22 protein-coding genes and 1 tRNA gene are annotated in these 26268 nt (G+C 61.8%); 13 read left to right on the top strand and 10 right to left on the bottom strand.

Annotated features, from left to right (window positions below; translation table 11 throughout):
* Nucleotides 1-25: 25 nt before the first annotated feature.
* The gene (uvrA, locus tag AC07OF_RS17935) at nucleotides 26-2860 is read right to left on the bottom strand and encodes an excinuclease ABC subunit UvrA (protein WP_198325395.1); all 2835 of its coding nucleotides are present in this window, start codon (nucleotides 2858-2860) and stop codon (nucleotides 26-28) included.
* Between the two features lie 129 nt (nucleotides 2861-2989).
* On the opposite strand from uvrA, the gene AC07OF_RS17930 reads away from it, so the two are divergent.
* On the top strand, nucleotides 2990-4384 hold the full coding sequence (locus tag AC07OF_RS17930; protein WP_157190973.1) for an MFS transporter: 1395 nt from the start codon (nucleotides 2990-2992) through the stop codon (nucleotides 4382-4384).
* A 9-nt stretch (nucleotides 4385-4393) separates the two neighbouring features.
* Nucleotides 4394-4909 (top strand): single-stranded DNA-binding protein, encoded by a 516-nt coding sequence (locus AC07OF_RS17925; RefSeq protein ID WP_107024803.1) that lies wholly within the window; start codon nucleotides 4394-4396, stop codon nucleotides 4907-4909.
* Nucleotides 4910-5023: 114 nt separating this feature from the next.
* Here AC07OF_RS17925 and AC07OF_RS17920 read toward each other — a convergent pair whose 3' ends face one another.
* Nucleotides 5024-6022, bottom strand: a complete 999-nt coding sequence (locus AC07OF_RS17920; protein WP_157190974.1) for a hypothetical protein — start codon at nucleotides 6020-6022, stop codon at nucleotides 5024-5026.
* Between the two features lie 322 nt (nucleotides 6023-6344).
* Here AC07OF_RS17920 and fdnG point away from each other — a divergent pair, with 322 nt between their 5' ends.
* The 7 genes from fdnG (at nucleotide 6345) to AC07OF_RS17885 (ending at nucleotide 15520) form a co-directional block, all read left to right on the top strand.
* Complete coding sequence (gene fdnG / locus AC07OF_RS17915; RefSeq protein WP_157190975.1) at nucleotides 6345-9410, top strand: formate dehydrogenase-N subunit alpha; 3066 nt, start codon at nucleotides 6345-6347, stop codon at nucleotides 9408-9410.
* Entirely contained in the window at nucleotides 9410-10360 is a 951-nt protein-coding gene (fdxH, locus tag AC07OF_RS17910) for a formate dehydrogenase subunit beta (RefSeq protein WP_157190976.1), read from the top strand. Before fdnG ends, fdxH begins: the two co-directional genes overlap by 1 nt.
* Nucleotides 10357-11010: a formate dehydrogenase subunit gamma gene (locus tag AC07OF_RS17905; RefSeq protein ID WP_038606207.1), complete on the top strand. Its 654-nt coding sequence runs from the start codon at nucleotides 10357-10359 to the stop codon at nucleotides 11008-11010. The genes fdxH and AC07OF_RS17905 overlap by 4 nt, the downstream gene beginning before the upstream one ends.
* A 4-nt stretch (nucleotides 11011-11014) precedes the next feature.
* On the top strand, nucleotides 11015-11941 hold the full coding sequence (gene fdhE / locus AC07OF_RS17900) for a formate dehydrogenase accessory protein FdhE (protein ID WP_157190977.1): 927 nt from the start codon (nucleotides 11015-11017) through the stop codon (nucleotides 11939-11941).
* A gap of 130 nt (nucleotides 11942-12071) precedes the next feature.
* A complete protein-coding gene (gene selA, locus AC07OF_RS17895) occupies nucleotides 12072-13502 on the top strand; it encodes an L-seryl-tRNA(Sec) selenium transferase (protein WP_157190978.1) in 1431 nt (476 codons plus the stop codon).
* Complete coding sequence (gene selB, locus AC07OF_RS17890) at nucleotides 13499-15418, top strand: selenocysteine-specific translation elongation factor (RefSeq protein ID WP_157190979.1); 1920 nt, start codon at nucleotides 13499-13501, stop codon at nucleotides 15416-15418. Before selA ends, selB begins: the two co-directional genes overlap by 4 nt.
* Nucleotides 15419-15424: 6 nt before the next feature.
* Nucleotides 15425-15520 (top strand) — tRNA-Sec (locus AC07OF_RS17885).
* Nucleotides 15521-15524: 4 nt separating this feature from the next.
* On the opposite strand, the gene AC07OF_RS17880 is transcribed toward AC07OF_RS17885, so the two are convergent.
* Nucleotides 15525-16517: an asparaginase gene (locus tag AC07OF_RS17880; RefSeq protein WP_495073291.1), complete on the bottom strand. Its 993-nt coding sequence runs from the start codon at nucleotides 16515-16517 to the stop codon at nucleotides 15525-15527.
* A 1-nt stretch (nucleotide 16518) separates the two neighbouring features.
* The gene (locus tag AC07OF_RS17875; protein ID WP_157190981.1) at nucleotides 16519-17961 is read right to left on the bottom strand and encodes an alanine/glycine:cation symporter family protein; all 1443 of its coding nucleotides are present in this window, start codon (nucleotides 17959-17961) and stop codon (nucleotides 16519-16521) included.
* Between the two features lie 177 nt (nucleotides 17962-18138).
* Here AC07OF_RS17875 and AC07OF_RS17870 point away from each other — a divergent pair, with 177 nt between their 5' ends.
* Nucleotides 18139-18957, top strand: a complete 819-nt coding sequence (locus AC07OF_RS17870; RefSeq protein WP_157190982.1) for a helix-turn-helix domain-containing protein — start codon at nucleotides 18139-18141, stop codon at nucleotides 18955-18957.
* Here the strand turns inward: AC07OF_RS17870 and AC07OF_RS17865 are convergent, their stop codons facing one another.
* Nucleotides 18958-19803, bottom strand: coding sequence for an alpha/beta hydrolase (locus AC07OF_RS17865; protein WP_495073290.1), 846 nt, complete (start codon nucleotides 19801-19803; stop codon nucleotides 18958-18960).
* A gap of 163 nt (nucleotides 19804-19966) precedes the next feature.
* Here AC07OF_RS17865 and AC07OF_RS17860 point away from each other — a divergent pair, with 163 nt between their 5' ends.
* Nucleotides 19967-20851: a sugar nucleotide-binding protein gene (locus AC07OF_RS17860; RefSeq protein ID WP_038606229.1), complete on the top strand. Its 885-nt coding sequence runs from the start codon at nucleotides 19967-19969 to the stop codon at nucleotides 20849-20851.
* A complete protein-coding gene (locus AC07OF_RS17855; RefSeq protein ID WP_157190984.1) occupies nucleotides 20844-21776 on the top strand; it encodes an NAD-dependent epimerase/dehydratase family protein in 933 nt (310 codons plus the stop codon). The genes AC07OF_RS17860 and AC07OF_RS17855 overlap by 8 nt, the downstream gene beginning before the upstream one ends.
* Before the next feature lie 50 nt (nucleotides 21777-21826).
* Here the strand turns inward: AC07OF_RS17855 and AC07OF_RS17850 are convergent, their stop codons facing one another.
* From AC07OF_RS17850 to AC07OF_RS17830, 5 genes are all read right to left on the bottom strand, one after another.
* The gene (locus tag AC07OF_RS17850; protein ID WP_157190985.1) at nucleotides 21827-22510 is read right to left on the bottom strand and encodes an OmpW/AlkL family protein; all 684 of its coding nucleotides are present in this window, start codon (nucleotides 22508-22510) and stop codon (nucleotides 21827-21829) included.
* A gap of 109 nt (nucleotides 22511-22619) precedes the next feature.
* A complete protein-coding gene (locus tag AC07OF_RS17845; protein WP_157190986.1) occupies nucleotides 22620-23135 on the bottom strand; it encodes a DUF3299 domain-containing protein in 516 nt (171 codons plus the stop codon).
* Between the two features lie 8 nt (nucleotides 23136-23143).
* Nucleotides 23144-24409 (bottom strand): ABC transporter permease, encoded by a 1266-nt coding sequence (locus AC07OF_RS17840; RefSeq protein WP_038606241.1) that lies wholly within the window; start codon nucleotides 24407-24409, stop codon nucleotides 23144-23146.
* Nucleotides 24409-25128, bottom strand: a complete 720-nt coding sequence (locus AC07OF_RS17835; RefSeq protein WP_476446459.1) for an ABC transporter ATP-binding protein — start codon at nucleotides 25126-25128, stop codon at nucleotides 24409-24411. Before AC07OF_RS17835 ends, AC07OF_RS17840 begins: the two co-directional genes overlap by 1 nt.
* A gap of 46 nt (nucleotides 25129-25174) precedes the next feature.
* A complete protein-coding gene (locus AC07OF_RS17830) occupies nucleotides 25175-25744 on the bottom strand; it encodes a DUF2796 domain-containing protein (protein WP_476446460.1) in 570 nt (189 codons plus the stop codon).
* Nucleotides 25745-25876: 132 nt separating this feature from the next.
* Here AC07OF_RS17830 and AC07OF_RS17825 point away from each other — a divergent pair, with 132 nt between their 5' ends.
* Nucleotides 25877-26224 (top strand): hypothetical protein, encoded by a 348-nt coding sequence (locus AC07OF_RS17825; RefSeq protein ID WP_461530417.1) that lies wholly within the window; start codon nucleotides 25877-25879, stop codon nucleotides 26222-26224.
* The last annotated feature ends 44 nt before the right edge of the window (nucleotides 26225-26268 follow it).

Here is a 26268-nt window from a genome sequence, read left to right as displayed (position 1 = left end):
TTGTTTCTGTTGTAACGGGCCTGACTCAGGCCCGGTCACGCTCCAGCAGCGGTTTGAGGTAGTAGCCTGTATACGACTGCTTCATCTCGGCCACTTCTTCCGGTGTACCGCAACCAATGATCTGCCCCCCCTTGGAGCCGCCCTCGGGGCCCAGGTCGACAATCCAGTCGGCAGTCTTGATCACGTCCAGGTTGTGCTCGATCACCACCACGGTGTTGCCGTGGTCGCGCAGGCGGTGCAGTACATCGAGCAACTGCTGGATATCTGCGAAATGCAGGCCTGTTGTCGGCTCGTCGAGGATGTACAGGGTCTTGCCGGTATCGCGCTTGGACAGCTCGCGCGACAACTTGACCCGCTGTGCCTCACCACCGGAGAGGGTGGTCGCCGACTGCCCCAGTTTGATGTACGACAAGCCGACATCCATCAGCGTCTGCAGCTTGCGCGCCAGTGCCGGCACCGCGTCGAAGAACACGCGGGCTTCCTCGATGGTCATTTCCAGGACCTCGTGGATGTTCTTGCCCTTGTACTTGATCTCCAGGGTTTCGCGGTTGTAGCGCTTGCTCTTGCACACGTCGCAGGGCACGTAGATGTCAGGCAGGAAGTGCATCTCGACCTTGATCAGACCGTCGCCCTGGCAGGCCTCGCAGCGTCCGCCTTTGACGTTGAAAGAGAAGCGCCCTGGACCGTAACCACGGGAACGGGACTCTGGCACGCCGGAGAACAGCTCACGGATTGGGGTGAACAGGCCGGTGTAGGTCGCCGGGTTCGAGCGTGGCGTACGGCCGATCGGGCTCTGGTCGATATCCACGACTTTGTCCAGGTGTTGCAGACCGTCACAGCTGTCATGCGGCGCCGCCTCGAGGGTGCTGGCGCCATTCAGGGCCGTGGCACTGAGGGGGAACAGGGTGTTGTTGATCAGGGTCGACTTGCCCGAGCCGGAAACACCGGTCACGCAGGTCAGCAGGCCGATCGGGATGTCCAGGTCGACATTCTGCAGGTTGTTGCCACGTGCGCCCTTGAGCTTGAGCGAGAGCTTCTTGTTGCGTGGCGTGCGCTTGGCCGGTACGGCAATTTTCACCCGCCCGGACAGATATTTGCCGGTCAGCGAATCAGGATGGGCCATGACATCGGCCGGTGTGCCTTCGGCAACGATCTGGCCACCATGCACACCGGCACCGGGGCCGATATCCACAACGTAGTCGGCCAGGCGAATGGCATCTTCGTCGTGTTCGACGACGATCACCGTGTTGCCGATATCGCGCAGGTGGTTGAGGGTAGCCAGCAGGCGGTCGTTGTCGCGTTGATGCAGGCCGATGGACGGTTCGTCGAGGATGTACATCACCCCGACCAGGCCGGCGCCGATCTGGCTGGCCAGACGAATACGCTGGGCTTCACCGCCAGACAGGGTATCGGCGCTACGGTCGAGGGTCAGGTAGTCGAGGCCGACATTGACCAGGAACTGCAGGCGCTCACAGATTTCCTTGAGAATCTTGTCGGCAATTTCACCGCGACGCCCTGTCAGTTTCAATCCGCCGAAGTAGGTACTGGCATCACCGATTGGCAGGTTGGTTACAGCCGGCAGGGTCTTTTCACCGACCCAGACGTGCCGCGCCTCACGGCGCAAGCGCGTGCCACGGCAATCCGGGCAGGGTTGGGTGCTGAGGAACTTGGCCAGCTCTTCGCGCACGGTCGCCGACTCGGTCTCGCGGTAGCGCCGCTCCAGATTCGGCACGATGCCTTCGAACGGGTGCGAACGCTTGACGATGTCGCCGCGGTCGTTGAGGTATTTGAAGTCGACGTTCTGCTTGCCGCTGCCATGCAGGATGATTTTCTGCTGTTCGGTCGGCAACTCGCCGAAGGGCACTTCGAGACTGAAGTCATAGTGCGCGGCCAGTGAGCCGAGCATCTGGAAGTAATAAACGTTGCGCCGGTCCCATCCGCGAATCGCACCTTCGGCCAGGGTCAGTTCGCTGTTTACCAGGCGTTTGGTGTCGAAGAACTGTTTGACCCCTAGCCCGTCACAGGTCGGGCAGGCGCCCGCCGGGTTGTTGAAGGAGAACAGCTTGGGTTCCAGCTCGCTGATGGCATGGCCGCAGATCGGGCAGGCGAAGCGCGCCGAGAAGATCATCTCCTCGAACGGTTCGTCATCCATCGAGCCGACCAGAGCAATACCGTCGGCCAGCTTCAGCGCGGTTTCGAAGGATTCGGCCAGGCGCTGCTGGAGGTCTTCGCGGACCTTGAAACGGTCGACCACCACTTCGATGGTGTGCTTTTTCTGTTTATCCAGCTTGGGCAGTTCATCAAGCTCGAACAGCTTGCCGTTGACCCGGGCACGGACGAAACCCTGGGCGCGCAGTTCATCGAAGACGGCCAGGTGTTCGCCCTTGCGTTCGCGAATCACCGGGGCCAGCAGCATCAGCTTGCTGCCTTCGGGCTGGGCCAGCACCAGATCGACCATCTGGCTGACGGTCTGCGCCTCCAGCGGAATGTCGTGGTCCGGGCAGCGTGGGGTACCGACGCGGGCGTAGAGCAGGCGCAGGTAGTCATAGATCTCGGTGATGGTGCCGACAGTCGAACGCGGGTTGTGCGAAGTTGACTTCTGCTCGATGGAAATTGCTGGCGACAGTCCTTCGATGGTGTCGACGTCAGGCTTTTCCATCATCGACAGGAACTGCCGGGCATACGCCGACAGCGACTCGACATAGCGGCGCTGGCCTTCGGCGTACAGGGTATCGAAGGCCAGCGACGACTTGCCGGAACCGGACAGGCCGGTGATAACGATCAGCTTGTCCCGGGGCAGGGTCAAGTCGATGTTCTTCAGGTTGTGGGTCCGTGCCCCACGAATCAGGATCTTGTCCACTGCGGCCTCGCTTGGCGGGCATAAACGGTTGAGTATACGGCTCCCTGCCAGTACGCGGCAAAGCGTCACGTATATGCCGTTACGCGATCGGACTGGTAGAATCGCCGCCGGTTCACACGAGGTTTATCCATGCACGATCCCCACAGCGAACGCATGAGTGGCAGCGAAACCCGCGCCGCAGGCGGCCTGGCCCTGGTGTTCGCCTTCCGTATGCTGGGCATGTTCATGGTCCTGCCGGTGCTGGCGACCTATGGCATGGACCTGGCTGGCGCCACGCCGGCGCTGATTGGCCTGGCCATTGGTGCCTATGGCCTGACCCAGGCATTCCTGCAGATTCCGTTCGGGGTCATTTCCGATCGCATCGGTCGTCGTCCGGTGATCTACCTGGGCCTGGTGATCTTTGCCCTGGGCAGCGTGCTGGCGGCCCAGGCCGATTCGATCTGGGGGGTGATTGCCGGACGTATCCTGCAAGGTGCCGGGGCGATTTCGGCGGCAGTGATGGCGCTGCTTTCGGACCTTACCCGCGAGCAGCACCGGACCAAAGCCATGGCCATGATCGGCATGAGCATCGGTTTGTCGTTTGCCGTGGCCATGGTGGTTGGCCCCTTGCTGACCCGTGCCTTCGGCTTGTCCGGGCTGTTCCTGGCCACGGCCGCCATGGCGGTGGTCGGCATGGCGCTGATCGCCTTCGTCGTGCCGGCGTCGCACGGGGCGTTGCAGCACCGCGAATCTGGCGTCGCCAAGCAAGCCTTGGGACCGACCTTGCGTCACCCCGACCTGCTGCGCCTGGATGTCGGTATCTTCGTCCTGCATGCGATCCTGATGGCCAGCTTCGTCGCCTTGCCCCTGGCCTTGGTCGAGCGCGGTGGCCTGCCCAAGGAAGAGCATTGGTGGGTGTACCTGACGGCTTTGCTGGTCTCATTTTTTGCAATGATCCCGTTCATCATCTACGGCGAAAAAAAGCGCAAGATGAAACGTGTCCTGCTGGGCGCGGTCAGTGTTTTAGTGCTGACCGAGCTGTATTTCTGGCTGTCGGCAGACAACTTGCACGAACTGGTGATAGGCACCGTGATATTCTTTACTGCCTTCAACCTGCTGGAGGCATCCTTGCCTTCGCTGGTGAGCAAGGTGTCGCCCGCCGGCGGCAAGGGCACGGCCATGGGGGTGTACTCCACCAGCCAGTTCCTTGGTGCCGCGCTGGGAGGAATTCTCGGTGGCTGGTTGTTCCAGCACGGTGGCCTGAGTACGGTGTTCCTCGGCTGTGCCGCTTTGTGTGCAGTGTGGTGGATCGTTGCCCTGAGCATGCGAGAGCCGCCGTACGTGACCAGCCTGCGCATGCCGTTGTCGGCCGAGGCGGTCCGCGAAGCGGGACTGACCGAACGGCTGCTGGCCGTACCGGGTGTGACCGACGCAGTGGTGGTGGCCGATGAGTCCGCCATCTATATCAAACTTGATACACAAATTTTGGATCGCACGACCCTGGAGCGCCTGGTAAACCCGGCCTCCGCAGCGTGCGAAGCCTAGGAGAACGTTATGGCCCGTGGGGTTAACAAAGTCATTCTGGTCGGTACTTGCGGTCAGGATCCCGAAGTCCGCTACCTGCCCAACGGTAACGCCGTGACCAACCTGAGCCTGGCTACCAGCGAGCAGTGGACCGACAAGCAAACCGGCCAGAAGGTCGAGCGCACCGAGTGGCACCGCGTTTCGATGTTCGGCAAGGTTGCCGAGATCGCCGGCGAGTACCTGCGCAAAGGTTCGCAGGTCTACATCGAAGGCAAACTGCAGACCCGCGAGTGGGAAAAAGACGGCATCAAGCGTTACACCACCGAAATCATCGTCGACATGCAGGGCACCATGCAGCTGCTCGGCGGTCGTCCGCAGAACCAGGACGGTTCTCAGCAGCAGGGCGGCAACAACTACAACCAGGCGCCACGCCAACAGGCTCCGCGTCCACAGCAGTCGGCACCGCAGCAGCGCCCAGCGCCGCAACAGGCCGCACCGCAGCCAGCTCCGGATTTCGATAGCTTTGATGACGATATTCCGTTCTAAGCTGTAGCGCGTGAGGTAATGTGAAAAAGCCCGGTGTTGGTCTTCAACGCTGGGCTTTTGTGTAACTGTGCGCACGAGGTCGCTCATTTGCTCATTGCGGGTCCCGCTACCGTGTCAGCTGTGCCCGGCTGGACATCCAGATTGTTTGTTAACGGACTGTTCGCGTAATTTGAGTAATGCGGCTTGCATTGAATCTGACAACAGGTCGTATTCAGTCGAAATAAAGTAGGCATTCCGAGCGGAGTCTGTGTTCGGTGCAAATTTAAACACGTTGGCTGCCAGCGCACGGTCGGCGAGGATACGCGCGAGCAGTAGCTTAGCGTCGTCCAAGGTTGAGGCCGCTTCGGATATAATGACGTTTGTTTTGTGCTTTGCAGTCTCCATTGTGGATTTGATGATTTGTTCGTGAACGCTGCTTTTTGAAGCAGTCCAAATGCACTGGCATACTACGTACATCTTATCCCAAGTGTCCTTGCCGACTTGATTTTTCCACTTTATTAAGTAGCCAAGCATTACCTTTGCTTGATCTTCTGCCGCGTAAGTCTGATTAGTTATCAACTCTTCACCTATGACTTCGCAAAAGTCTTTGTACTTTTGCATGTCAATTTCCTTGGCGGCTATCAATTTATTCATAAAATCTATGGCTTGGGCCACAATCTTTCGGCTGGCCGTTTGTGCTGGCTCGGCTATTCCAAGAGCTTCCAAGTTTTTCTCCACAAGGGTTACTTGGCCTAAAAATACACGTAAAGGCTCAAGCCATTGCCCATTAGTAGAGTAATCGGCATAGGGGAAAATAATTGCGTAAATGGCAAGTGGGATATGCGCAATAGCTTTGAGCTGTGTATAAATCGGGTTTGACTCCTGACTCACAAGGGTGGTGTGTTCATCAACGCAAAATGTATAACGACCACCCGCAAATGTTGCTTCTGCATACATCATCGGGTACAGCGTTTTGCTTAGGGCCTTCAAGTTGGCGGCATAATGTTGGCGCATGGAAATGTCGATATCGACTGTGAACTGATGGGCTTGCTGTTTCTCCTTGCCTGCTGCCTTGGTGCGATCGACATCATCAAACGTGTAGCCGTAAGAAGGAAGAGAGTTGTCGTCTACCATTGCTGTAGCTCCTTGCTGCAAAAGTGTGGCGATTGCAACTGACGTTGTAAGTTTCAATTGCCTTGGGTGCGGCTGAAGTATGTCGTAGGCAAAAAAAATGTTTACTGGTAAAAATGATAGTTTTTATGTCAATTTTGAATATCGGCGGCGTTTAAACAGAATATTGGGAGCAAATCAGGTTCAAAAATCCCATCCTCTTCACCCTGACAGCAGAAATCTTGACTACAGTATCAACTGGCGCCTGCAGTAAAAGTCGCCACCGTGATCGTTCAAGAGACGCCGGCAACGTCCCGCGCGTCCGCCACCTGATCAGGAGTGCACGATGGATCTCAACCGTCGGCAGTTCTTCAAGGTCGCCGCTATCGGCCTTGGAGGTTCGAGCCTGGCTGCGTTGGGCATGGCCCCGACACCGGCCTTCGCCGAGCAGGTGCGTCACTTCAAGCTGGCGCATACCAAAGAAACCCGCAACACCTGTCCTTATTGCTCGGTTGGCTGTGGTTTGATCATGTACAGCCAGGGTGATGCGGCCAAGAACGTTGCGCAGAACATCATCCATATCGAAGGCGATGCCGACCATCCGGTGAACCGCGGCACGCTGTGCCCGAAAGGCGCCGGTCTGCTCGACTTTATCCACAGCCCCAACCGCCTGCAGTATCCACAGGTACGCAAGCCGGGCAGCAAGGAATGGACGCGGGTGTCCTGGGATGAGGCGCTCGATCGCATCGCCGATCTGATGAAGACCGATCGCGACGCCAACTTCATCGAGAAGAACGCCCAGGGCCAGACGGTCAATCGCTGGTTGAGCGTCGGCTTTCTGGCCGCTTCGGCTTCCTCCAACGAAGCCGGCTACATGACCCACAAGGTCGTTCGCAGTCTTGGCATGCTGGGGTTCGATAACCAGGCACGTGTCTGACATGGCCCGACGGTGGCAAGTCTTGCCCCGACGTACGGCCGTGGAGCCATGACCAATCACTGGACCGATATCGCCAACGCGAATCTGATCCTGGTGATGGGTGGCAACGCTGCAGAAGCCCATCCCTGTGGCTTCAAATGGGTGACCGAGGCCAAGGCGCACAACCAGGCCCGGCTGATCGTGGTCGACCCGCGTTTTACCCGAACCGCTTCGGTAGCCGACTATTACGCGCCGATCCGTACCGGCACGGATATCGCCTTCATGGGCGGGCTGATCAATTACCTGCTGAGCGAAGACAAGATTCAGCACGAATACGTACGCAACTACACCGACGTGGCGTTCATCGTCAAAGCTGGCTATGGCTTTGAAGATGGTCTGTTCAGTGGCTACGACGCCGACAAACGCAGCTACACCGACAAGTCCGGCTGGGGTTACGAGCTCGGTGAAGACGGCTTTGCCAAGGTCGATCCGACCCTGCAAGACCCACAGTGCGTCTACCAGCTGATGAAGCAGCACTACAGCCGCTACACGCCGGAGCTGGCCAGCCAGATCTGTGGCATGCCGGTGGACAGCATGCGCAAGGTCTGGGAAGAGATCGCCACCTGCTCGCAACCGGGCAAGACCATGACGATCCTCTATGCCCTGGGCTGGACCCAGCACTCGATCGGCTCGCAGATCATCCGCAGTGCGGCGATGGTCCAGTTGCTGCTGGGCAACGTCGGCATGCCCGGTGGCGGGGTCAACGCCCTGCGCGGTCACTCCAATATCCAGGGGCTGACCGACCTGGGGCTGTTGTCCAACCTGCTGCCGGGCTACCTGACCCTGCCGTCGGATGCCGAGCAGGACTACGACACCTACATCGCCAAACGCGCGCCGAAGCCGCTGCGGCCAGGGCAACTGTCCTACTGGCAGAACTACGGCAAGTTCCATGTCAGCCTGATGAAGGCCTGGTACGGTGCCAACGCCACCGCCGAGAACCATTGGGGCTTTGATTACCTGCCGAAGCTGGATATTCCGGGCTACGACGTGTTGAAGATGTTCGACATGATGGCCAAGGACCAGGTCAACGGTTACTTCTGCCAGGGCTTCAACCCGATTGCCGCCTTGCCTGACAAGAACCGCGTCACCGCCGCGCTGAGCAAGCTTAAGTGGCTGGTGGTGATGGACCCGCTGGCGACCGAGACCTCGGAGTTCTGGCGCAATGCCGGGCCGTACAACGATGTCGATACGGCGAACGTGCAGACTGAAGTCATTCGCCTGCCCACTACCTGCTTTGCCGAGGAAGACGGCTCGCTGGTCAACAGCAGCCGCTGGCTGCAATGGCACTGGAAGGGCGCGGAAGGGCCGGGTCAGGCCCGAACCGACGTGTGGATCATGAGTGCGCTGTTCCTGCGCCTGCGCGAGCGTTACCAGCGCGAGGGCGGGGCCTGGGCCGAGTCGATCCTCAAGCTCAACTGGCCGTACAAGGTAGCGCACGAGCCGACCCCGGAAGAAATCGCCAAGGAGTTCAGCGGTTACGCGGTATCCGATGTCACCGATGCCAGCGGCGCGACCATCAAGGCCGGGCAGCAACTGGCCGCATTCGCCCAGCTCAAGGACGATGGCAGTACGGCTTCCGGCTGCTGGATTTTCTGTGGCAGCTGGACCGAGCAGGGCAACCAGATGGCCCGGCGCGATAACGCTGATCCGTTCGGCATGAAGCAGAACCTCGGTTGGGCCTGGGCGTGGCCGGCGAACCGGCGGATTCTCTACAACCGGGCGTCGGCTGATGTGCAGGGCAAGCCCTGGTCGCCGAACAAACGGCTGGTGTGGTGGAACGGCAAGGCCTGGGGCGGTACCGATGTGCCGGACTTCAAGGCCGACGTGGCACCGGAAGCAGGGATGAATCCGTTCATCATGAACCCTGAGGGCGTGGCGCGTTTCTTTGCCCTGGACAAGATGGCCGAAGGGCCGTTCCCGGAGCATTACGAACCATTCGAAACGCCCATCGGGGTCAACCCGTTGCACCCGAACAACAAGAAGGCCACCAGCAACCCGGCAGGCAGGGTGTTCGATTCGGTATGGGACACCCTGGGGCAAGCCAAGGACTTCCCCTACGCCGCCACCACCTACCGGCTGACCGAGCACTTCCACTTCTGGACCAAGCATTGCCCGATCAACGCCGTGACCCAGCCGGAGCAGTTTGTCGAAATCGGCGAGGTACTGGCCAAGGAGAAGGGCATCGCCGCCGGCGACCGGGTGCGCGTCAGCAGCAAGCGTGGGCATATCGAGGCGGTAGCGGTGGTGACCAAGCGGATTCGTCCGTTGCAGGTCAACAACCAGACCGTGCACCAGATCGGTATTCCGTTGCACTGGGGCTTTACCGGGGTGACCCGGCATGGCTACCTGACCAACACTCTGGTGCCGTTCCTCGGTGACGGCAATACGCAAACGCCGGAATCGAAGTCGTTCCTGGTCAACGTGGAGAAAATCTGATGGCTAGCCAAGACATCATCGCCCGTTCGGCCACCACCACGGCGCCGCCGTCGATCCGCCAGCAGGAGGAGGTGGCCAAGCTGATCGACACCACCAAGTGCATCGGTTGCAAGGCCTGCCAGGTCGCGTGTTCGGAATGGAACGAGTTGCGTGACGAGGTGGGGCACAGCTACGGCACTTACGATAACCCGCATGACCTGGGGGCCGAGACCTGGACCCTGATGCGCTTCACCGAGCATGAAAATGCCGACGGTAACCTGGAGTGGTTGATCCGCAAGGACGGCTGCATGCACTGCGCCGAGCCCGGTTGCCTGAAGGCTTGTCCGAGCCCAGGCGCGATCATCCAGCACGCCAACGGCATCGTCGACTTCAACCAGGACCACTGCATCGGTTGCGGTTACTGCATCACCGGTTGCCCGTTCAACATTCCGCGGATATCGCAGAAGGATCACAAAGCCTACAAGTGCACCTTGTGTTCCGACCGCGTCGCGGTAGGGCTGGAGCCCGCCTGTGTGAAGACCTGCCCGACCGGGGCGATCGTGTTCGGCAGCAAGGAGGACATGAAGGAGCACGCCGCCGAACGCATTGTCGACCTCAAGTCGCGGGGCTTCGACAACGCCGGCTTGTATGACCCGGATGGCGTCGGCGGCACCCATGTAATGTACGTGCTGCACCATGCCGACCAACCGAAGCTGTACGCGGGCCTGCCGGACCAGCCGGTGATCAGCCCGCTGGTTGGGCTGTGGAAAGGGGTGAGCAAACCGCTGGCGCTGCTGGCCATGGGCGCGGCGGTGCTGGCCGGGTTCTTCCACTATGTGCGCATAGGCCCGAACCGGGTCGAGGAGGACGAGCATCCGAGTGCAGCGGACACCAGTGTGCATGTGGTCGATCCCGCCGTGCATGTGTATGACCCGCACAAACCGGGTGGGCAAGGGGAGGAGCGGCCATGAAAGACAAACCCATCCTGCGCTACAACGCCAACGAGCGCAGCAACCACTGGCTGGTGGCAATCCTGTTCATCATGGCTGCATTGTCGGGGCTGGCGCTGTTTCACCCGGCGCTGTTCTGGCTCAGCCATCTGTTCGGTGGCGGGCCGTGGACGCGCATCTTGCACCCGTTTATCGGTGTGCTGATGTTCGTATTCTTTCTCTTCCTGGTACTGCGCTTCTGGCGGGCGAATTTCTTTATCGCCAATGATCGTCTTTGGCTCAGGCGTATCGACCGGGTGATGCGCAACGAAGAGGAGGGCGTGCCACCTATCGGCAAGTACAACCCCGGGCAGAAGCTGCTGTTCTGGACCCTGCTGTTGTGCATGCTGGTACTGCTGCTCAGTGGCATCGTGATCTGGCGGGCCTGGTTCAGCCAGTACTTCGGTATCGGTTCGATCCGCCTGGCGACTTTGCTGCACGCGCTGGCCGCTTTCGTGCTGGTGCTGAGCATCATCGTGCACATCTACGCCGGGGTCTGGATCAAGGGCTCGGTCAGCGCGATGCTGCATGGTTGGGTCAGTCGCGCCTGGGCGAAAAAGCACCATGAGCTATGGTATCGGGAAGTGACCCGCGAGGACCCACCAGACTCGCAGATCAGAAAAAAAGGATGACCACTTGAGCACCATTCTTGAACCTGGGCAGATCGAAGCGGCGGCCAGCTCGCCGCCGCTTCTCTATCTGCCGCCAGCGAATCTTTTTACGTTGCGCGCGGCACGACTGGACGCCCTCGCCGAGGGCAATGCCCTGGGTGACTACCTGCGGCTGATTGCCGGCCTGTGCCGAATCCAGCAGAGCCTGCTCGATCAACCACCGGTGGCGGCGCCTGCCGAGACAGAGCGTCAGCGTTTGTGTGCCGAGCACGGCTTGCCACCGCTGGCTGCCGACAGTCTGGTACGTGAAGGGCAGTGGCTGGCTTATCTTGACGCCTTGTTGCAGCGCTACCCGACGCCTGCCAGCGCTGAGTTGCTGGCTGCCGTAAGCGCCTTGAGCGCGTCCAGTGCCGAGCAACGCAAGCTCTGGGGCATCGCCTTGCTGACCGGGCAGTTCAGCGCCGTGCCAGCGGCGCTGGTGCCGTTTCTCGGTGCCGCGTTGCAGGCGGCCTGGAGCCATTGGCTGCTGAGCCTTGCGAGCACCGAGCTCAAGGCTGGCGACAGTCTTTGCCAGTGCCCGGCCTGCGGGTCGCCGCCGATGGCCGGGGTGATCCGCCATCGCGGCAAGTACAACGGCCTGCGCTATCTGGTGTGCTCGCTGTGCGCGTGTGAGTGGCATGTGGTGCGGGTCAAGTGCATCTACTGCGAGCAGAGCAAGGGGCTGACTTATTTCAACCTCGAGGACGATCGCCATGCCGCCGGCAAGGCGCCGCTGCGTGCCGAGTGTTGCCCGGGGTGCAAGAGCTATCTGAAGCAGATCTATCTGGAGTGCGACGCTGATGCCGAGGCGCTGTCTGCTGATCTGGCAAGCCTGGCGCTGGATCTGCGCCTGGATCAGGAGGGCTATCAGCGGCTGGCGCCGAATCTGATGCTGGCGCCCGGAGGGGAGTGATCCCAGCGTCTACACTCAGGTTTTGTGCCGCTGCCATCGCGGGGCAAGCCCGCTCCCACAGAGCCCCCTTCACCTGTAGGAGCGGGCTTGCCCCGCGAACTGGTCCACCCTGTTGAAGGTAATCTCGTTAATGCCCTCCAACCTCGCCAAACTCCCGACACGCCTGCCCTCCATCGACACCCTGCTGCGCCACCCCGCCTGCCAGCCGCTGATTGAGCGCTATGGGCGCGACGCCGTACTGGCTACTTTGCGCCAGCTGCTCGACGACCTGCGCGATCCGGCCAGACTCGGCCAGCTAGACGGTGCAGAACTGGCTCCGGCAGTGCTTGCCGGTCGCGCCGGCGAACGGCTTGCAGCCCAGCACCGCAGCCAGGTACGGCGGGTGTTCAACCTTACCGGTACGGTCCTGCACACCAACCTTGGCCGGGCGTTGCTGCCCGAGGAAGCGATCGACGCGGTGCAAATGGCCGCGCGCTATCCGCTGAACCTTGAATACGATCTGGCCACCGGCAAGCGCGGTGACCGCGATGACCTGATTGAAGGGCTGATCCGTGAGCTGACCGGCGCCGAGGCGGTCACGGTGGTCAACAACAATGCGGCAGCCGTATTGCTGGCGCTGAACAGCCTGGGGGCGCGCAAGGAAGGCATCATCTCCCGTGGCGAACTGATCGAGATTGGCGGCGCCTTTCGCATTCCGGACATCATGGCCCGCGCCGGGGTCAAACTGCATGAAGTCGGTACCACCAACCGTACCCATGTCCGCGACTATGAAGCAGCCATCGGCCCGCGCAGCGGCCTGCTGATGCGGGTGCATTGCAGCAATTACAGCATCCAGGGTTTCACTACCCAGGTTGCCACCCGGGAGCTGGCGCAACTGGCTCACCAGCATGACTTGCCATTGCTTGAAGACCTGGGCAGCGGCAGCTTGCTTGACCTCACACGCTGGGGGCTGCCCGCCGAACCGACGGTGCGCCAGGCGCTGGATGATGGCGCGGACATCGTCACCTTCAGTGGCGACAAGCTGCTCGGTGGCCCGCAGGCCGGGATCATCGTCGGGCGCAAGGAGCTGATCGCGAAGATCAAGAAGAACCCGCTCAAGCGTGCGCTCAGGGTCGACAAGTTGACCCTCGCGGCGCTGGAAGCGGTATTGGGCCTGTACCGTAACCCCGACCTGCTGGCTGAACGGCTGCCCAGCCTGCGCCTGTTGACCCGTCCCCAGCCGGAGATTGCGGCCCAGGCCGAACGCCTGGCACCGTTACTCGGGCAGGTACTGGGTGCTGACTGGGACGTCGCCGCAGTTCCGGCGCAGAGCATGATCGGCAGCGGCAGCCAGCCGGTGGCCCGTTTACCCAGTGCCGCCCTGTGCCTGCGTCCTCAATTGTCCAGGCGCCTGCGCGGTCGTAGTCTGCGCAGCCTTGAGGAAGCACTGCGCAAGCTGCCGGTGCCGGTACTCGGGCGCATCGATGATGACGCCCTGTGGCTGGACTTGCGGCAGCTGGATGACGAGGCCGGTTGGCTGGCGCAATTAACGCAATTGCAGTTGCTGGAGACGATCAGGTGATCGTCGGCACGGCAGGGCACATCGACCATGGCAAGACCTCCTTGCTTGAAGCGCTGACCGGCCAGGCGGGGGATCAACGCCGGGAAGAGCGCGAACGGGGCATGACCATCGACCTGGGCTATCGCTATGCCAGCCTGGAAGCAGGGGCACCGTTGACCGGTTTCATCGACGTGCCTGGCCACGAGCGGTTTATCCACAACATGCTGGCCGGTGCCCAGGGTGTCGATCTGGTGGTGCTGGTGGTGGCCGCGGATGACGGGGTGATGCCGCAGACCCGCGAACACCTGGCGATTGTTCAATTGCTGGGTATCCCCCGGTTGCTGGTGGCTATCAGCAAGTGCGATCGCGTCGAGCCGCGTCGGGTCCGCGAGGTCCAGGCGCAAGTCAGTAGCTTGCTGGAGGCCGGGCCCTATGCCGGGGCTAGGCAATTCCCGTTGTCCAGCATCACCGGCGAGGGCGTCGATGCCCTGCGCCAGGCCTTGATCGATGCCCAGGGCGAGATCCGCGCGCGCAGCCGCCGCGGCGGTTTTCGCCTGGCCATCGACCGCGCTTTCGCGGTGGCCGGCGCTGGTATTGTGGTCACCGGCACCGCGCTCGATGGCCAGGTGCAGTTGGGTGACACTCTGCTCCTGGGCAAGGCTGGAAAGCCGGTGCGGGTACGCGGGCTGCATGCCCAGAACCAGGCGGTGCCCGAGGCATGGGCGGGGCAGCGGGTGGCGTTGAACATCAGCGCCGAGCGCCTGGAGCTTGCGCAGATTCACCGCGGCGACTGGCTGCTCACCGAGTGGCTGCACGGGCCGACCCAACGGGTGGATATCGAACTGCAGTTACTCGCCAGTGAAGTGCGCAGCTTTGCCCATTTCAGCCCGGTGCATGTGCACCTGGGCACCCAGGATGTCAGTGCGCGGGTGGCCTTGCTGCAGGGTGAACATCTGCTGCCGGGCGGCCGCATGTTTGCCCAGTTGCAGCTCAACGCGCCGCTGCAGGCGGTGCACGGCGACCGCCTGGTGCTACGCGACCATAGCGCGCAACGCACCCTTGGCGGCGGCCGGGTGCTCGATCCTTTTGCCCCGGCGCGCCAACGGCGCAGCGAGGCACGTCTGGCGCAGCTGCAGGCGCTGGCCAGCGTCGACAGCCTGGAGCAGGCCTTGCCGGCGCTACTCGCCAACGATGAGGTCGGTCTTGATCCACAACGCCTGGAGCGTCAGTTCAACCGTCTGCGCAGCAGCTGGAAACTGCCGGCAGATGTCCAGGTCATCGCTACGCGTCAGGGCCCGTTGCTGTTTACCGCGGCGCGCTGGCAGGCGCTGAAACAAACCGTGCTAGAGCAGCTGGCGCACTTGCATGAGCAGGAGCCCGATCAGCTCGGCCCCGACCGGGATCGGTTGCGCCGCTTTGCCGCCTTGCCGTTGGAGCGTCCGGCCTTTATCAGCCTGCTGGATGAGTTGCTCGCCAGCGGCGCCATTGTTGGCAACGGCCCCTGGCTGCATTTGCCCGAACATCAGGTACGCCTGAACGAAGAGGATGAAACGCTATGGCTGCAGTTGCGCCCGCTGCTTGAACAAGGCCGGTTCGATCCGCCCTGGGTGCGTGATCTGGCCAGGTCGCTGGGGCAAGAGGAGGCGCAGGTTCGACTGCTTCTGCGCAAGTTGGCGCGTCTGGGCCAGGTGCATCAGGTGGTGCGCGATCTGTTCTATCCTGAAGCCACAATCCGACAAATGGCAGCTATGCTCTTGCAGCTGGCCAGTGATGACCCGGTGGTGCAGGTGGTGGCCTTTCGTGATGTGCTGGGCATCGGCCGCAAGCGCAGCATTCAGGTGCTGGAGTATTTTGATCGTATCGGCCTGACCCGGCGCATCGGTGACCGGCGTCAGGTACGGGCCGACAACGCTTTGGCACAATCGCCGGGGCATTGAGTTCAAGGAAGGCAATCGCGCCCGGTGGCGCGGCCGGGCTTCAAACCCGGTTGGGGACGGCAGCCGTTCCCGGGCAGGTTCGACTCCCGCTGCCTTCCGCCATTTTCTACTGCGCCCGTTCCCCGCACAGGTCGAGGGCGAACCAGTGCTGTGCGGTCGCCACATCCAGCCCGGCACCCAGCAACGCAAACAGTTTGCCCAGCGCAGCTTCGCGGGTCATGCCGCCGGCCGAGACCAGGCCTGCATCGCGTAGCCGGCTGCCCGCCGCGTAGGTATCGAACTTCACACTGCCTTGCGGGCATTGGCTGATGGCGACCATCAGTACCCCGCGCTGGCGCGCATCACTCAAGACCTGGAGCAAGGCCTGATCATCGGAAGGGCCGGTGCCGCTGCCGTAACATTCCAGCACAAGACCCTTGACGCCACTGTCGATCAACGCCCGCACATGAGCTGCCTGCAGCCCCGGAAAGACCGGTAATACAGCCAGGTTCACCGCAACCCGAGGCTGGCAGTAGGTGAGTACCGCCGGCACCTGTTCGGCCCGTTGACCCTCGCGATACCGCGGGAGTGCGGTAAAGGCATCAAAGGCTTCGCTGCGCAGCTTGCTGGCGCGCGCGCCATGCAACAGCTGGCCAGCGAAATACAGATGCACGCCGTTCTCGACACCCGACTCGAACAGGCTCAAGGCCCCGCACAGATTGCTCCAGGCGTCGCTGTCTGCGGCGCCCGCCGGCAACATCGAACCGGTCAGTACCACCGGGACGTCCAGCCCGAGCAACAGGAATGACAGGGCTGCCGCGCTGTAGGCCAGAGTGTCGGTGCCGTGCAGTACGAGGATGCCGTCGTGGCCATCCTTCTTCACTGCTTCGACAATCGCATCGCACATCGCCAGCCAGTTGGCCTGCTGCATGTTGGCGCTGTCGAGCAGCGGCGACAGTTCGCGCAAGGTCCAGCGGATGCCTGGCGATTCGCGGTGAGCCGCCAGGTAGTCGCGCATGCGCGCCTCGAAACCACCGCCTGGCGCCAGGCCTTGCGGTGTTTCGAGCATGCCGATGGTGCCTCCGGTGTAGAGCACCAGCAGGTTGTTGACGGCGCGCATGTCAGTTCTGCGGCTGCGCGACAGCGGCGCCGGTTGCAGGCTTGGGCTCAGTCTGCGGATTGACCGGCCAGGCCTGCAGATCCAGATCCAGGTCGCTGAACTTGCGCGCATCAAACACTGGTTGCTTGATACCGGCTCTGCGTTGCTCGTCGTAGTCGCGCATTACCCGCAGGCCGATCTTGAACAGCAGGGCCAGGGCAATCAGGTTGACGAAGGCCAGGCAGGTCATGGTGATGTCGGCGAAAGCGAACACGGTGGACAGGTTCTGCACCGAGCCCCAGACGATCAGGGCCAGCACCAGCGCGCGGTAGCCCAGCAGTACCAGGCGGTTGCGGGTCAGGAACTGCAGGCTGGTTTCGCCCAGGTAGTAGTTGTAGAGGATGCAGGTGAAGACGAACAGCGACAGCGCCACGCTGACGAACAGACGGCCCCAGTCACCGACTACGGCGGCCAGGGAGTTCTGGGTCAGGACGATACCGTCACCTTCGAAACCCGGGGTGTAGAAGCCGGACAGCAGGATCAGCAACGCGGTGCAGGTGCAGATCACGAAGGTGTCGAGGAACACGCTGAACGCCTGGACCACGCCTTGCGCGCCCGGGTGTTTCACCGCAGCCACAGCCGCTACGTTCGGTGCACTGCCCAGGCCCGCTTCGTTGGCGAACACGCCACGCTTCACGCCCATGACAATGGCGCTGCCGAGCAGGCCGCCGAACGCCGGATCGAGACCGAAAGCGCTCTTGAAGATGGTTTCCAGCATGGCCGGGACGTGTTCGATCTGGCTGCCGATCACGTACAGGGTTACGCCGATGTAGGCCAGGGTCTTGACCGGTACCAGCAGGTCGGAGACTGCGGCGATGCGCTTGATGCCGCCGAGGAAAACGATCGCCAGCAGCACGGCCAGAGCGATGCCGGTGCGCTCGGGAGCGAAACCGAAGGCGTTCTGCAGCGAGTGGGTCACGGTGTAGGACTGCAGGCCATTGAAGGCAAAGCCGTAGGTCACCAGCAGCAAGAGGGAGAACACCACGGCCATGGTCTTGAGCTTCAGGCCGTGCTGGATGTAGTAGGCCGGGCCGCCACGGTACAGGCCGTCGCCGTCGCTACGCTTGTAGACCTGGGCCAGGGTGCATTCGAAAAAGCTGCTGGACATACCCACCAGGGCAGTGACCCACATCCAGAACACCGCACCTGGGCCGCCGAGGGTGACAGCGATACCGACACCGGCAATGTTACCGGCGCCGACGCGGCCGGCCAGGCTCAGCATCAGGGCCTGGAACGAGCTCAGCTGGCCAGCCTGGCCACGCAGGGATTCCTTGAAAACGCCGAACATGTGAGCGAAATGGCGGAACTGGACAAAACGCGAGCGGATGGTGAAATAACCGCCGAGTCCGACGATCAGCACGATGAGGAGTTTCCCCGAAAGGAAATCGTTGAGTGCTTCGAGCATGGAGTGACCTCGATTCTTATTCTTTGCATGAAAGACAACCGGACAGACGTCGATGCGTCGTATCCATGGGGGCGCATGGTTGGCCAAGATAAATATGGTTACAATTTCGCGGGTTGCTCTGAGTTGATGCGACTTGATGCTAAACTGGCGCCTATCGCATCACCTGGAACGGCTCGCATGAGCGAAAATCTTGCTACCAACCTCAAACTCGCCTGCAGTCACTACCGCTCTATCTCAGAGGTTTGCCGGCAGCTGTCGATCAACCGGGCACAGTTCAACAAGTACCTGAGCGGGCAAAGTCAGCCGACGCCGTTCAACCTCAAGCGCATCGGCGATTTCTTCGGTGTCGAGGATTACGAGCTGGGTTTGCCGCCTGAGCAGTTCGCCCGCTTGATCGGGGCGCGCAATCCGGCCAGCGTCAGCGCCCCGCAAGAAGATCCGCTGAGCGAACTGCTGCGGCCATTGCGTGAGCAGAGCGGCAACCTGTCGCGGTACTGCGGTTACTACTTCGAATACTCCAACTGCATGTCGGTGCCGGGCTCGATCCTGCTGTCGCTGGTGCACCTGCGCGAGGAGCGTGGCACCTTCCTGTTCGAGCGCCAGGAACGCCAGGAGCGCTCCAGCAGTACCGATGTACAAGCCGAGGACTGGGTACGCTGTCGCTACCTGGGCGCGGCCTTTCAGTTGCAGGATCGCCTGTTTCTCATCGACTACGAGTCGCTGACGGTGAACGAAATGAGCCAGACCATCCTGATCCCCAGTTTCAAGAGCCGCATCACCCGTTTGAATGGCCTGAAAACCGGGGTGTCCAGCGGCGATCGGCGCACCCCGGCCTGCACCCGGGTGGTCTGGGAGTATCTGGGGACCGAGATCAACCGCATCAACGCCTACCGCCAGGTGAAGCTGTATCGCCCGGACGATCCGCGCATCGATGACGATGTGCGCGAGCGCCTGAGCGTCGGGCCGATCAGCAACGGCTTGTTCGAGATCGAGTGATCAACTGGCGTCGAAGATGAACTCCGCGACGGTCTGCGCCACCTGATCCGCTACTAACGGTGCGCTACGCAGATGTGCCGCAACGCCGTGGTCGCAGTTCGAGAGCAACAGACACTGAAGGTTTGGAGGCGGCACGGATTTGAGCAGCGAGCGGGTGACTTCTTCCGGGATCGGGCTGTAACGCTGCGCGCCCGCCAGCCACAAGGTGCCGGCCGAAGTGCCGGCACCCTGGCCATGCGTCTGGGAGTTGAGCCCGTCGAACTCACCCATCACCAGCAACACCCGGCCGTGGAACTGGCGCAGGAACTCAAAGCTGTCGCAATCCAGAAAACCATAGGGCTTGCTGATTGCCGCAGTGAAGGCCGGGCCGAAAGGGGCGTCATGGGCGCTGTCGGGGTAGACGGCGGGACAGATCAGGATCAACTTATCCACAGTCGGTTGCTGCGCCGCCAGCTTCAAGGCGATGGACGCCCCCAGGCTATGACCGATCACGGTCTGGCAACGTGCAGCGATATGCCGGTGAAAGCGCAGTGCTTCTTCGCGGTTGGTGCGCAGCGAAGGTTCAAATGCACCCGGTTCGCTGGCCTGACTGTGCCCGGACAGGTTGGCGGTCAGTGAGCCGATACCCAGTGCCTGTAGCCGGTAGAGCAGGGGATTGAGGCGGGTAAAGTCCGAGCGTGCGCCACCGACAACGAACAGCGGCGCTGCGCGCTCCTGGTCGGGGATCAGTAGCCGCGCCTGTTGTTGATAGCTGTCGAAGGTTTCGCTGATGAACCGCTCAGCGCCGGGGCTGGGCTCATCGTATTGCCAGGTTGAACGTTGTGCTGAAGCCGCTTCAAGTTCCATGGACGTCGCCTTGAGAAGCCGAGGATGCTCGTGTCGGGCGCATTATAGGCCGTTTGCCGAATTGCGTAGATAAGGCGTTAGCTAGGCCAGCGTTGGACTTCCCCTGCCGGAAAACGCAAAATGTGCCCTTTCCTCAATCAATCTGACCGGATCTGCTGACTCTATGCGAATGCGCCTGATGCTGTTGGGTGGTGGAAATGCCCTTGGGCAAGCGCTGATTCGTCTCGGGGCCGAGGAAGATATCGGCTTTCTGGCACCGCGTCCGCCAGAGCACGGCTGGGACCCGGCCAGCCTGACCCAGTTGCTGGACGACACCCGCCCTGACGCATTGGTGAACCTGGCCTATTACTTCGACTGGTTCCAGGCCGAGTCCGTCAGCGAAAAGCGCCTGGCTCAGCAGGAGCGCTCGGTGGAGCGCCTGGCTGAACTGTGCCAGCACCACAACATCATTCTGGTCCAGCCTTCGAGCTACCGGGTGTTCGATGGCTCGCGCGCCACCGCCTACAGCGAGAAGGATGAGCCGGTGCCCCTGGGCCTGCGTGGTCAGGCACTGTGGCGGATCGAACAGAGCGTACGGGCGACCTGCCCGCAGCACGTACTGCTGCGTTTTGGCTGGTTGCTCGACGAGAGCATCGATGGCGTGCTCGGGCGTTTTCTGACCCGCGCCGAACAGCCCCAGGAATTGCTCCTGGCCGATGATCGCCGGGGCAATCCAACGCCGGTGGACGATGCCGCACGGGTGATTCTCTCGGTGCTCAAGCAGCTCGATTGCGCAGCGCCCTTGTGGGGGACATACCACTACGCCGGTAACGAAGCCACCACGCCGCTGGCGCTCGGTCAGGCTATCCTCACCGAAGCGGCGCAGCTGCACCCACTGGCTGTTACCGCACCGACCGCGCAGGCCCATGCCGCACGTCCGGATGCCAGCGAAGAACCGCAACATGCAGTGCTGGCCTGCAAGAAAATTTTGCACACTTTCGGTATCAAACCCCGCGCCTGGCGCTCGGGTTTGCCACCCTTACTGGATCGATTCTATCGTCATGGCTGATGCCCCAATTCTGATCACCGGTGGCGCCGGCTTCATCGGTTCTCACCTGAGCGATGCGCTGCTGGCAAAAGGCTACGCGGTACGGATTCTCGATGACCTGTCCACCGGCAAACCCGCCAATCTGCAAATGGCCAACCCCAGGCTTGAGCTGATCGAAGGCGATGTCGCCGACGCTGAGCTGGTCAAGCGCGCGGTTGCGGGGTGCCAGGCGGTTGTGCACCTGGCCGCCGTTGCCTCGGTGCAGGCCTCGGTGGACGACCCGGTGAAAACCCACCAGAGCAACTTCATCGGCACCTTGAATGTCTGCGAAGCCATGCGCCTCAATGGCATCAAGCGGGTGCTGTTTGCCTCCAGCGCGGCCGTCTATGGCAACAACGGCGAAGGCCTGGCGGTCGAGGAAGATGCCCCCAAAGCGCCTCTCACGCCCTATGCCGTGGACAAGCTGGCCAGTGAGCAATACCTGGACTTCTATCGTCGCCAGCATGGTCTGGAGCCGGTGGTGTTCCGCTTCTTCAACATCTTCGGGCCACGCCAGGATCCGTCTTCGCCGTATTCCGGGGTGATCAGCATTTTCTGCGAGCGCGCCTTGAGCGGCACCCCCATCACGCTGTTCGGTGATGGCGAGCAGACCCGTGATTTCCTCTATATCGCCGATCTGGTCGCGGTGATGGTACAGGCGCTGGAGTTGCGGGAAGTTGAAGAGGGGGCAATCAACATCGGCCTGAACCAGGCGACTTCCCTGAATCAGTTGCTGGATGCGCTCAAATCAGTGCTGGGCGGGTTGCCGGCGATCAGTCACGGGCCTGCGCGCTCTGGCGATATTCGTCACTCACGGGCGAACAACCAGCGGCTGCTGGCGCGATTCGAGTTCCCGCAGCCGACGCCGTTGGCCGTTGGCCTGGCCCGATTGCTCGGCAAAGAATAAAAAAAGCGGCGATTTAATCGCCGCTTTTTTCTTTCCCAGGCCCCGCAGCCTTAGAACTTGTAACCTACACCGACCATGTAGACCCATGGATCGACATCTACGTCGACCTTGGTCTTGCCGACGCCCAGAGCGGTCGGGCCGTCCATGGTGGCCTTGGTGTCGATGTCGATGTACCAGACCGCGGCGTTGACCAGGAAGTGGTCGGTGATCATGTAGTCCATACCCAGCTGGCCGGCCAGACCGAACGAGTCTTTGACTTTCAGGTTGCTGAAGCCCTGGGCCTTGCGGTTGCTGTCCAGATCTTCGTCAAAGAACATGGTGTAGTTCAGACCGATACCGGCATACGGCTGGAACTTCGAGCTTGGTTCCATCGGGTAGTACTGCAGCGACAGGGTCGGTGGCAGTTGTTTGATATCGCCCAGCTTGCCATCCAGGCCTGGGCCGAGGCCCTTGACGCCGACAGTGTGGTGGAACGGCGTGGCGGCCAGCAGCTCCAGGCCGATGTGGTCGGTCAGCATGTAGGCGAAGGTCAGGCCCAGTTGGGTATCGCTATCCAGAGTCGCCTTGGTACCGGACACCTTGGTGCCGTCGAGCTTGATGTCACTGCTGTCCTCGTTGGGATTAACAGTGATTGCGCCGGCACGCACGATGATGTCGCCAGCCTGGTGGGCGTGGGCAACAGGGGCTGCGAGCGCCAAGGCGAAAAGCGAGGCGCTGAGCAAGGACTTGTTCATGGAAGCTCCCAGAGGACGTTTAGAATTGGTACGTCCAATGGTAAAGAGCCATTATTTTCGCGATTTGACCCAGCTCAATGAAAGCGTCAAAGCCATTGTCTGGGGCCAATCATTCTAGTTCATAAGCGTAGATTTTCTCGGCTTCCATCTGGTAACCGGCGTCGGCGAGGTCACTGCTGGTGCTTTTTACCTGCATCCGGCCTTCGATCCAGTAGGGCTGATAGAGGTCCTCGACGCGCACACCCATCTCACTGACGATATGCACGATCTGGTTCGAAGGTGGCGGCGGCACGTGGATGCAGGCGCCGTAGTAGGGCACCAGGAGAAACTCGGTGGTGCGACCTTCTTCACTGACTTCCAGCGGCACGATGTAGCCCGGCAACTTCACCTGCTGGCCATCGAGGGCCTTGACCACCGGCGCGTTCGGCACCTGCTGGTGGGCGGCCGGAGCCGATTCGGCGGCCAGGGCGTCGCTCAATTGCGACAGGTCATGCAGCGGCGCCAGTTGCGGCTGGACGATTGGCGCACCGGCGGGAATCAGTTGCGGCCACTCCAGGGTGCGCGGTTCGTCCGCCCATAAGGGCGTGCTCACCAGCAGCAGTATCGACAGCAGAATGCGTGGCATCAAAGGTCTCACAAGTGAATGGACAGGCCGTCGGCCAGAGACTGCCGATAGGCGCGCCAGGCCGGCACGCTACCCATGAGCAGTGCGGCCCCGAGAATGATCGCCAGCAGGCTCCACTCATGGGCACTCGGCCAGGCCAGCGGCAGAAACAGTCCATAGTTGGCCTGTACATAACCCTGAGCCAGGGCAATCCCCAGGTACAGCAAGCCCAGACCGGCAGCGATGCCGACTACTGCCAGGGCCAGCGCCTCAAGCACCAGCAGCCCGGCAATATGCCACGGACGGGCACCGACCGAGCGCAAAATGGCCATCTCCCGGCGCCGCTCGTTGAGGCTGGTGAGGATGGCGGTGAGCATGCCGATCAAGCCGGTCAGTACGACGAACAGAGAGACCACGAACAACGCCTGCTCGGCAGTGCCCATCAGGCTCCAGAGCTCTTGCAGGGCGACTCCCGGCAGGATCGCCAGCAGCGGCTCATTGCGGTACTCGTTGATCTCGCGCTGCAGGCTGAAGGTGGCGATCTTGTTGTTCAGGCCCAGCATGAACGCGGTGATCGCGGCGGGCTTGAGGTCCATGTCACGCGCCTGCTCGGCACTGATCCGTCCGGCACCACGAGCCGGAACGCCGTTGTGCCAGTCGATGTGAATCGCTTCCATGCCACCCAGGCTGATATGCAGGGTGCGGTCCACCGGGGTGCCGGTGCGTTGCAGTACGCCGACCACGGTGAAGGGTTTGTCGTCATGCTTGACCAGGCTGATTGCGGCCACACCGTGGGCCAGCACCAGCTTGTCACCGAGCTTGTAATGCAGGGCCTGGGCGACTTCGGCGCCCAGCACCACTTCGAACGGGTCGGTGGCGAACGCGCGGCCCTCGGCCAATTGCAGGTTTTGCTTGCGGCCGTACTGATAATGCTCGAAGTAACTGCCGGTAGTCCCCATGACCCGGTAGCCGCGATGCGAGTCACCGAGTGAAATCGGAATCGCCCACTTCACCCGCTTGTCACTGGCGTAGTGTTCGTAGCTGTCCCAGCGGATGTTGTTGGTGGCATTGCCGATGCGGAACACCGAATACAGCAGCAGGTTTACCGAACCGGAGCGGGCGCCGACGATCAGGTCGGTGCCGCTGATGGTGCTGGCGAAGCTGGCGCGGGCTTCGGTGCGTACCCGCTCAACGGCCAGCAGCAAACACACCGACAGGGCAATGGCAAAGGCGGTCAGAAAGGCGGTGAAACGACGGTTGGCGAGGCTCGCCAGGGCTAGACGGAGCAGGTACATCAGGCCTCCTGAGCGTTGGCTGGCAGGGCTGCGCGGTTGAGCTCGGCGAGTGACAACTGACGGTCGAACAACCTGGCCAGGCTCTGGTCATGGCTGACGAACAGCAGGCTGGAGCCGGCGTCACGGCATTCGGCGAACAGCAGACGAATGAACGCTTCGCGGGTGTCGGCGTCGAGGGCTGAGGTCGGCTCGTCGGCGATCACCAGTTCCGGCTGGCCGATCAGCGCGCGGGCGGCAGCGACCCGCTGTTGCTGGCCGATCGACAGGCTGTCGGCGCGGCGGGCGAGCAAGCCCGGATCTTTCAGGCCGAGGTGGGCGAGCAGGCTGGCGGCTGCCTGATCGATACTGCCGTGGCGTTCGGCGGCGCGTTGTGCGCGGCTGCGCGAGAAGCGGCAGGGCAGTTCGACGTTCTCCCGTACGGAAAGAAACGGCAGCAGGTTGAACTGCTGGAAAATGTAGCCGGTGTGATCAACGCGGAAGCGATCACGGGCGCCCTGTTTCAACTTGCTCAAATCCTGGCCAAGCAGGCGGATGCTGCCGCGGTCGGGTACCTGCACACCGCCGAGCAGGCCGAGCAGGGTGGTTTTGCCGCTGCCGCTGGGGCCTTTGAGAAACAACGATTCGCCGGCTTCCAGGCGCAAGGCGGGAATCTCTAGCAGGGGGGCTTGGCCCGGCCAGGCAAAGCCCAGGTCGGTCAGTTCAATCAGTGCCTGGCTCATAAATGAACGCCCGGGTTACCCCGGGCGTTTCGCTGCAAAAGGGCTGTCAGAAAGTGATCGTGGTTTTCGCCGGGGTCGCTTCGACACCCTGCTGACCGTTTGGCCCGATCAGTTGTAGCTGAATTTTCTGGGTGGCGGGGAAGGCTTTGAACAGGGGGCTCAGGTCGAGGTTGGTGAGTTGCTCGGGCTTCTCGCAATCGAGTCGGTAGTGCGCGTGGATGTCGCTGTGGTCATGGGCATGGCCGTCATCATCCGCCGCTGGCTTGTCGCTGAACAGCGGGCTTTCCAGTTCCTGATCGCTTTCGCTGCAGTTGGCCGCCTTGTTCAAGGCGAACAGGGCCAGCGGTTTTTCCAGCTGGGCGCGCACGGTGGCGACCTTGGCTTTATCGGCAGCGCTGCTGGGGGCATGCTCGAAACCGACCAGGTTCATCGCTGGGCTGTCCAGTTCCAGCTCCAGAGCTTTGCCATCGAGTACCACATTGAGGCGAGCGACGCCGTGCTCATGGGCGGCGAGGCTGCCATGGGCGTGGTCATGATCGTGCTCGTGGTCCTCATGGGCGTGAGCAACGGCCAGGGGCAGCAAGGCGAACGGCAAGGCAAGGAACAGGCGACGCATGGGCAGGACTCCACGAGGGCACAGGATGTGTTTGGTTATGTTATAACAACTTGTTCTGCCGGTGCCAGTGCGCTTGGCGACGGATCGTCGGCGTGGGAGCATGGAGCCCGTCACTGAGTAGAGGAAACGACCGTGCGAATTCGTGGACATATCGGCGACTGGCCGGTGGACTTGACCCTGGAGCTGGACCCGGCGGAATGGGCGCATCTTGGGGGGCAACTGGCGGCTGTGGCGCCGGTCGCGACGGCTGCTGCAGTGGCATCGGTGGCCAATGCCCGGCCGGATGACGCTCTCTGGCAGGCGGCACGTGAGGTATTGCGCAACGCCGGGCAGCTCAACGGGCCGGAGTTGCTTGAACATCTGGAAGGGCTGGCGGGAAGTACTGCAGCGGGCAAGCGCCTGCTGGTGCGCTTGCGCCATAGTGCCGAGGTGAAGGTCGAAAGCGGGGCGGATGCGCCGGTGTATCACTGGGTGGGGTGAGTCTGTGCTGGCTTCATCGCTGGCAAGGCCAGCTCCCACAGGGT

It is taken from the genome of Pseudomonas sp. GW821-FHT10B02 (assembly GCF_059415665.1).
Note: the sequence above shows the minus strand (reverse complement) of the source record. Positions and strands in the feature narration are given on the sequence as shown.

What these genes read in the sequence shown, in the direction of transcription:
- AC07OF_RS17920 (WP_157190974.1), bottom strand. Translation starts at nt 6,022, where the DNA reads ATGGTAGACGACAACTCTCTTCCTTCTTACGGCTACACGTTTGATGAT.
- AC07OF_RS17905 (WP_038606207.1), top strand. Translation starts at nt 10,357, where the DNA reads ATGAAAGACAAACCCATCCTGCGCTACAACGCCAACGAGCGCAGCAAC.
- AC07OF_RS17880 (WP_495073291.1), bottom strand. Translation starts at nt 16,517, where the DNA reads ATGCGCGCCGTCAACAACCTGCTGGTGCTCTACACCGGAGGCACCATC.
- AC07OF_RS17845 (WP_157190986.1), bottom strand. Translation starts at nt 23,135, where the DNA reads ATGCCACGCATTCTGCTGTCGATACTGCTGCTGGTGAGCACGCCCTTA.
- AC07OF_RS17855 (WP_157190984.1), top strand. Translation starts at nt 20,844, where the DNA reads ATGGCTGATGCCCCAATTCTGATCACCGGTGGCGCCGGCTTCATCGGT.
- AC07OF_RS17870 (WP_157190982.1), top strand. Translation starts at nt 18,139, where the DNA reads ATGAGCGAAAATCTTGCTACCAACCTCAAACTCGCCTGCAGTCACTAC.
- AC07OF_RS17860 (WP_038606229.1), top strand. Translation starts at nt 19,967, where the DNA reads ATGCGAATGCGCCTGATGCTGTTGGGTGGTGGAAATGCCCTTGGGCAA.
- AC07OF_RS17930 (WP_157190973.1), top strand. Translation starts at nt 2,990, where the DNA reads ATGCACGATCCCCACAGCGAACGCATGAGTGGCAGCGAAACCCGCGCC.
- AC07OF_RS17865 (WP_495073290.1), bottom strand. Translation starts at nt 19,803, where the DNA reads ATGGAACTTGAAGCGGCTTCAGCACAACGTTCAACCTGGCAATACGAT.
- AC07OF_RS17875 (WP_157190981.1), bottom strand. Translation starts at nt 17,961, where the DNA reads ATGCTCGAAGCACTCAACGATTTCCTTTCGGGGAAACTCCTCATCGTG.
- AC07OF_RS17850 (WP_157190985.1), bottom strand. Translation starts at nt 22,510, where the DNA reads ATGAACAAGTCCTTGCTCAGCGCCTCGCTTTTCGCCTTGGCGCTCGCA.
- AC07OF_RS17830 (WP_476446460.1), bottom strand. Translation starts at nt 25,744, where the DNA reads ATGCGTCGCCTGTTCCTTGCCTTGCCGTTCGCCTTGCTGCCCCTGGCC.
- AC07OF_RS17925 (WP_107024803.1), top strand. Translation starts at nt 4,394, where the DNA reads ATGGCCCGTGGGGTTAACAAAGTCATTCTGGTCGGTACTTGCGGTCAG.
- AC07OF_RS17835 (WP_476446459.1), bottom strand. Translation starts at nt 25,128, where the DNA reads ATGAGCCAGGCACTGATTGAACTGACCGACCTGGGCTTTGCCTGGCCG.
- selA (WP_157190978.1), top strand. Translation starts at nt 12,072, where the DNA reads ATGCCCTCCAACCTCGCCAAACTCCCGACACGCCTGCCCTCCATCGAC.
- AC07OF_RS17840 (WP_038606241.1), bottom strand. Translation starts at nt 24,409, where the DNA reads ATGTACCTGCTCCGTCTAGCCCTGGCGAGCCTCGCCAACCGTCGTTTC.
- fdxH (WP_157190976.1), top strand. Translation starts at nt 9,410, where the DNA reads ATGGCTAGCCAAGACATCATCGCCCGTTCGGCCACCACCACGGCGCCG.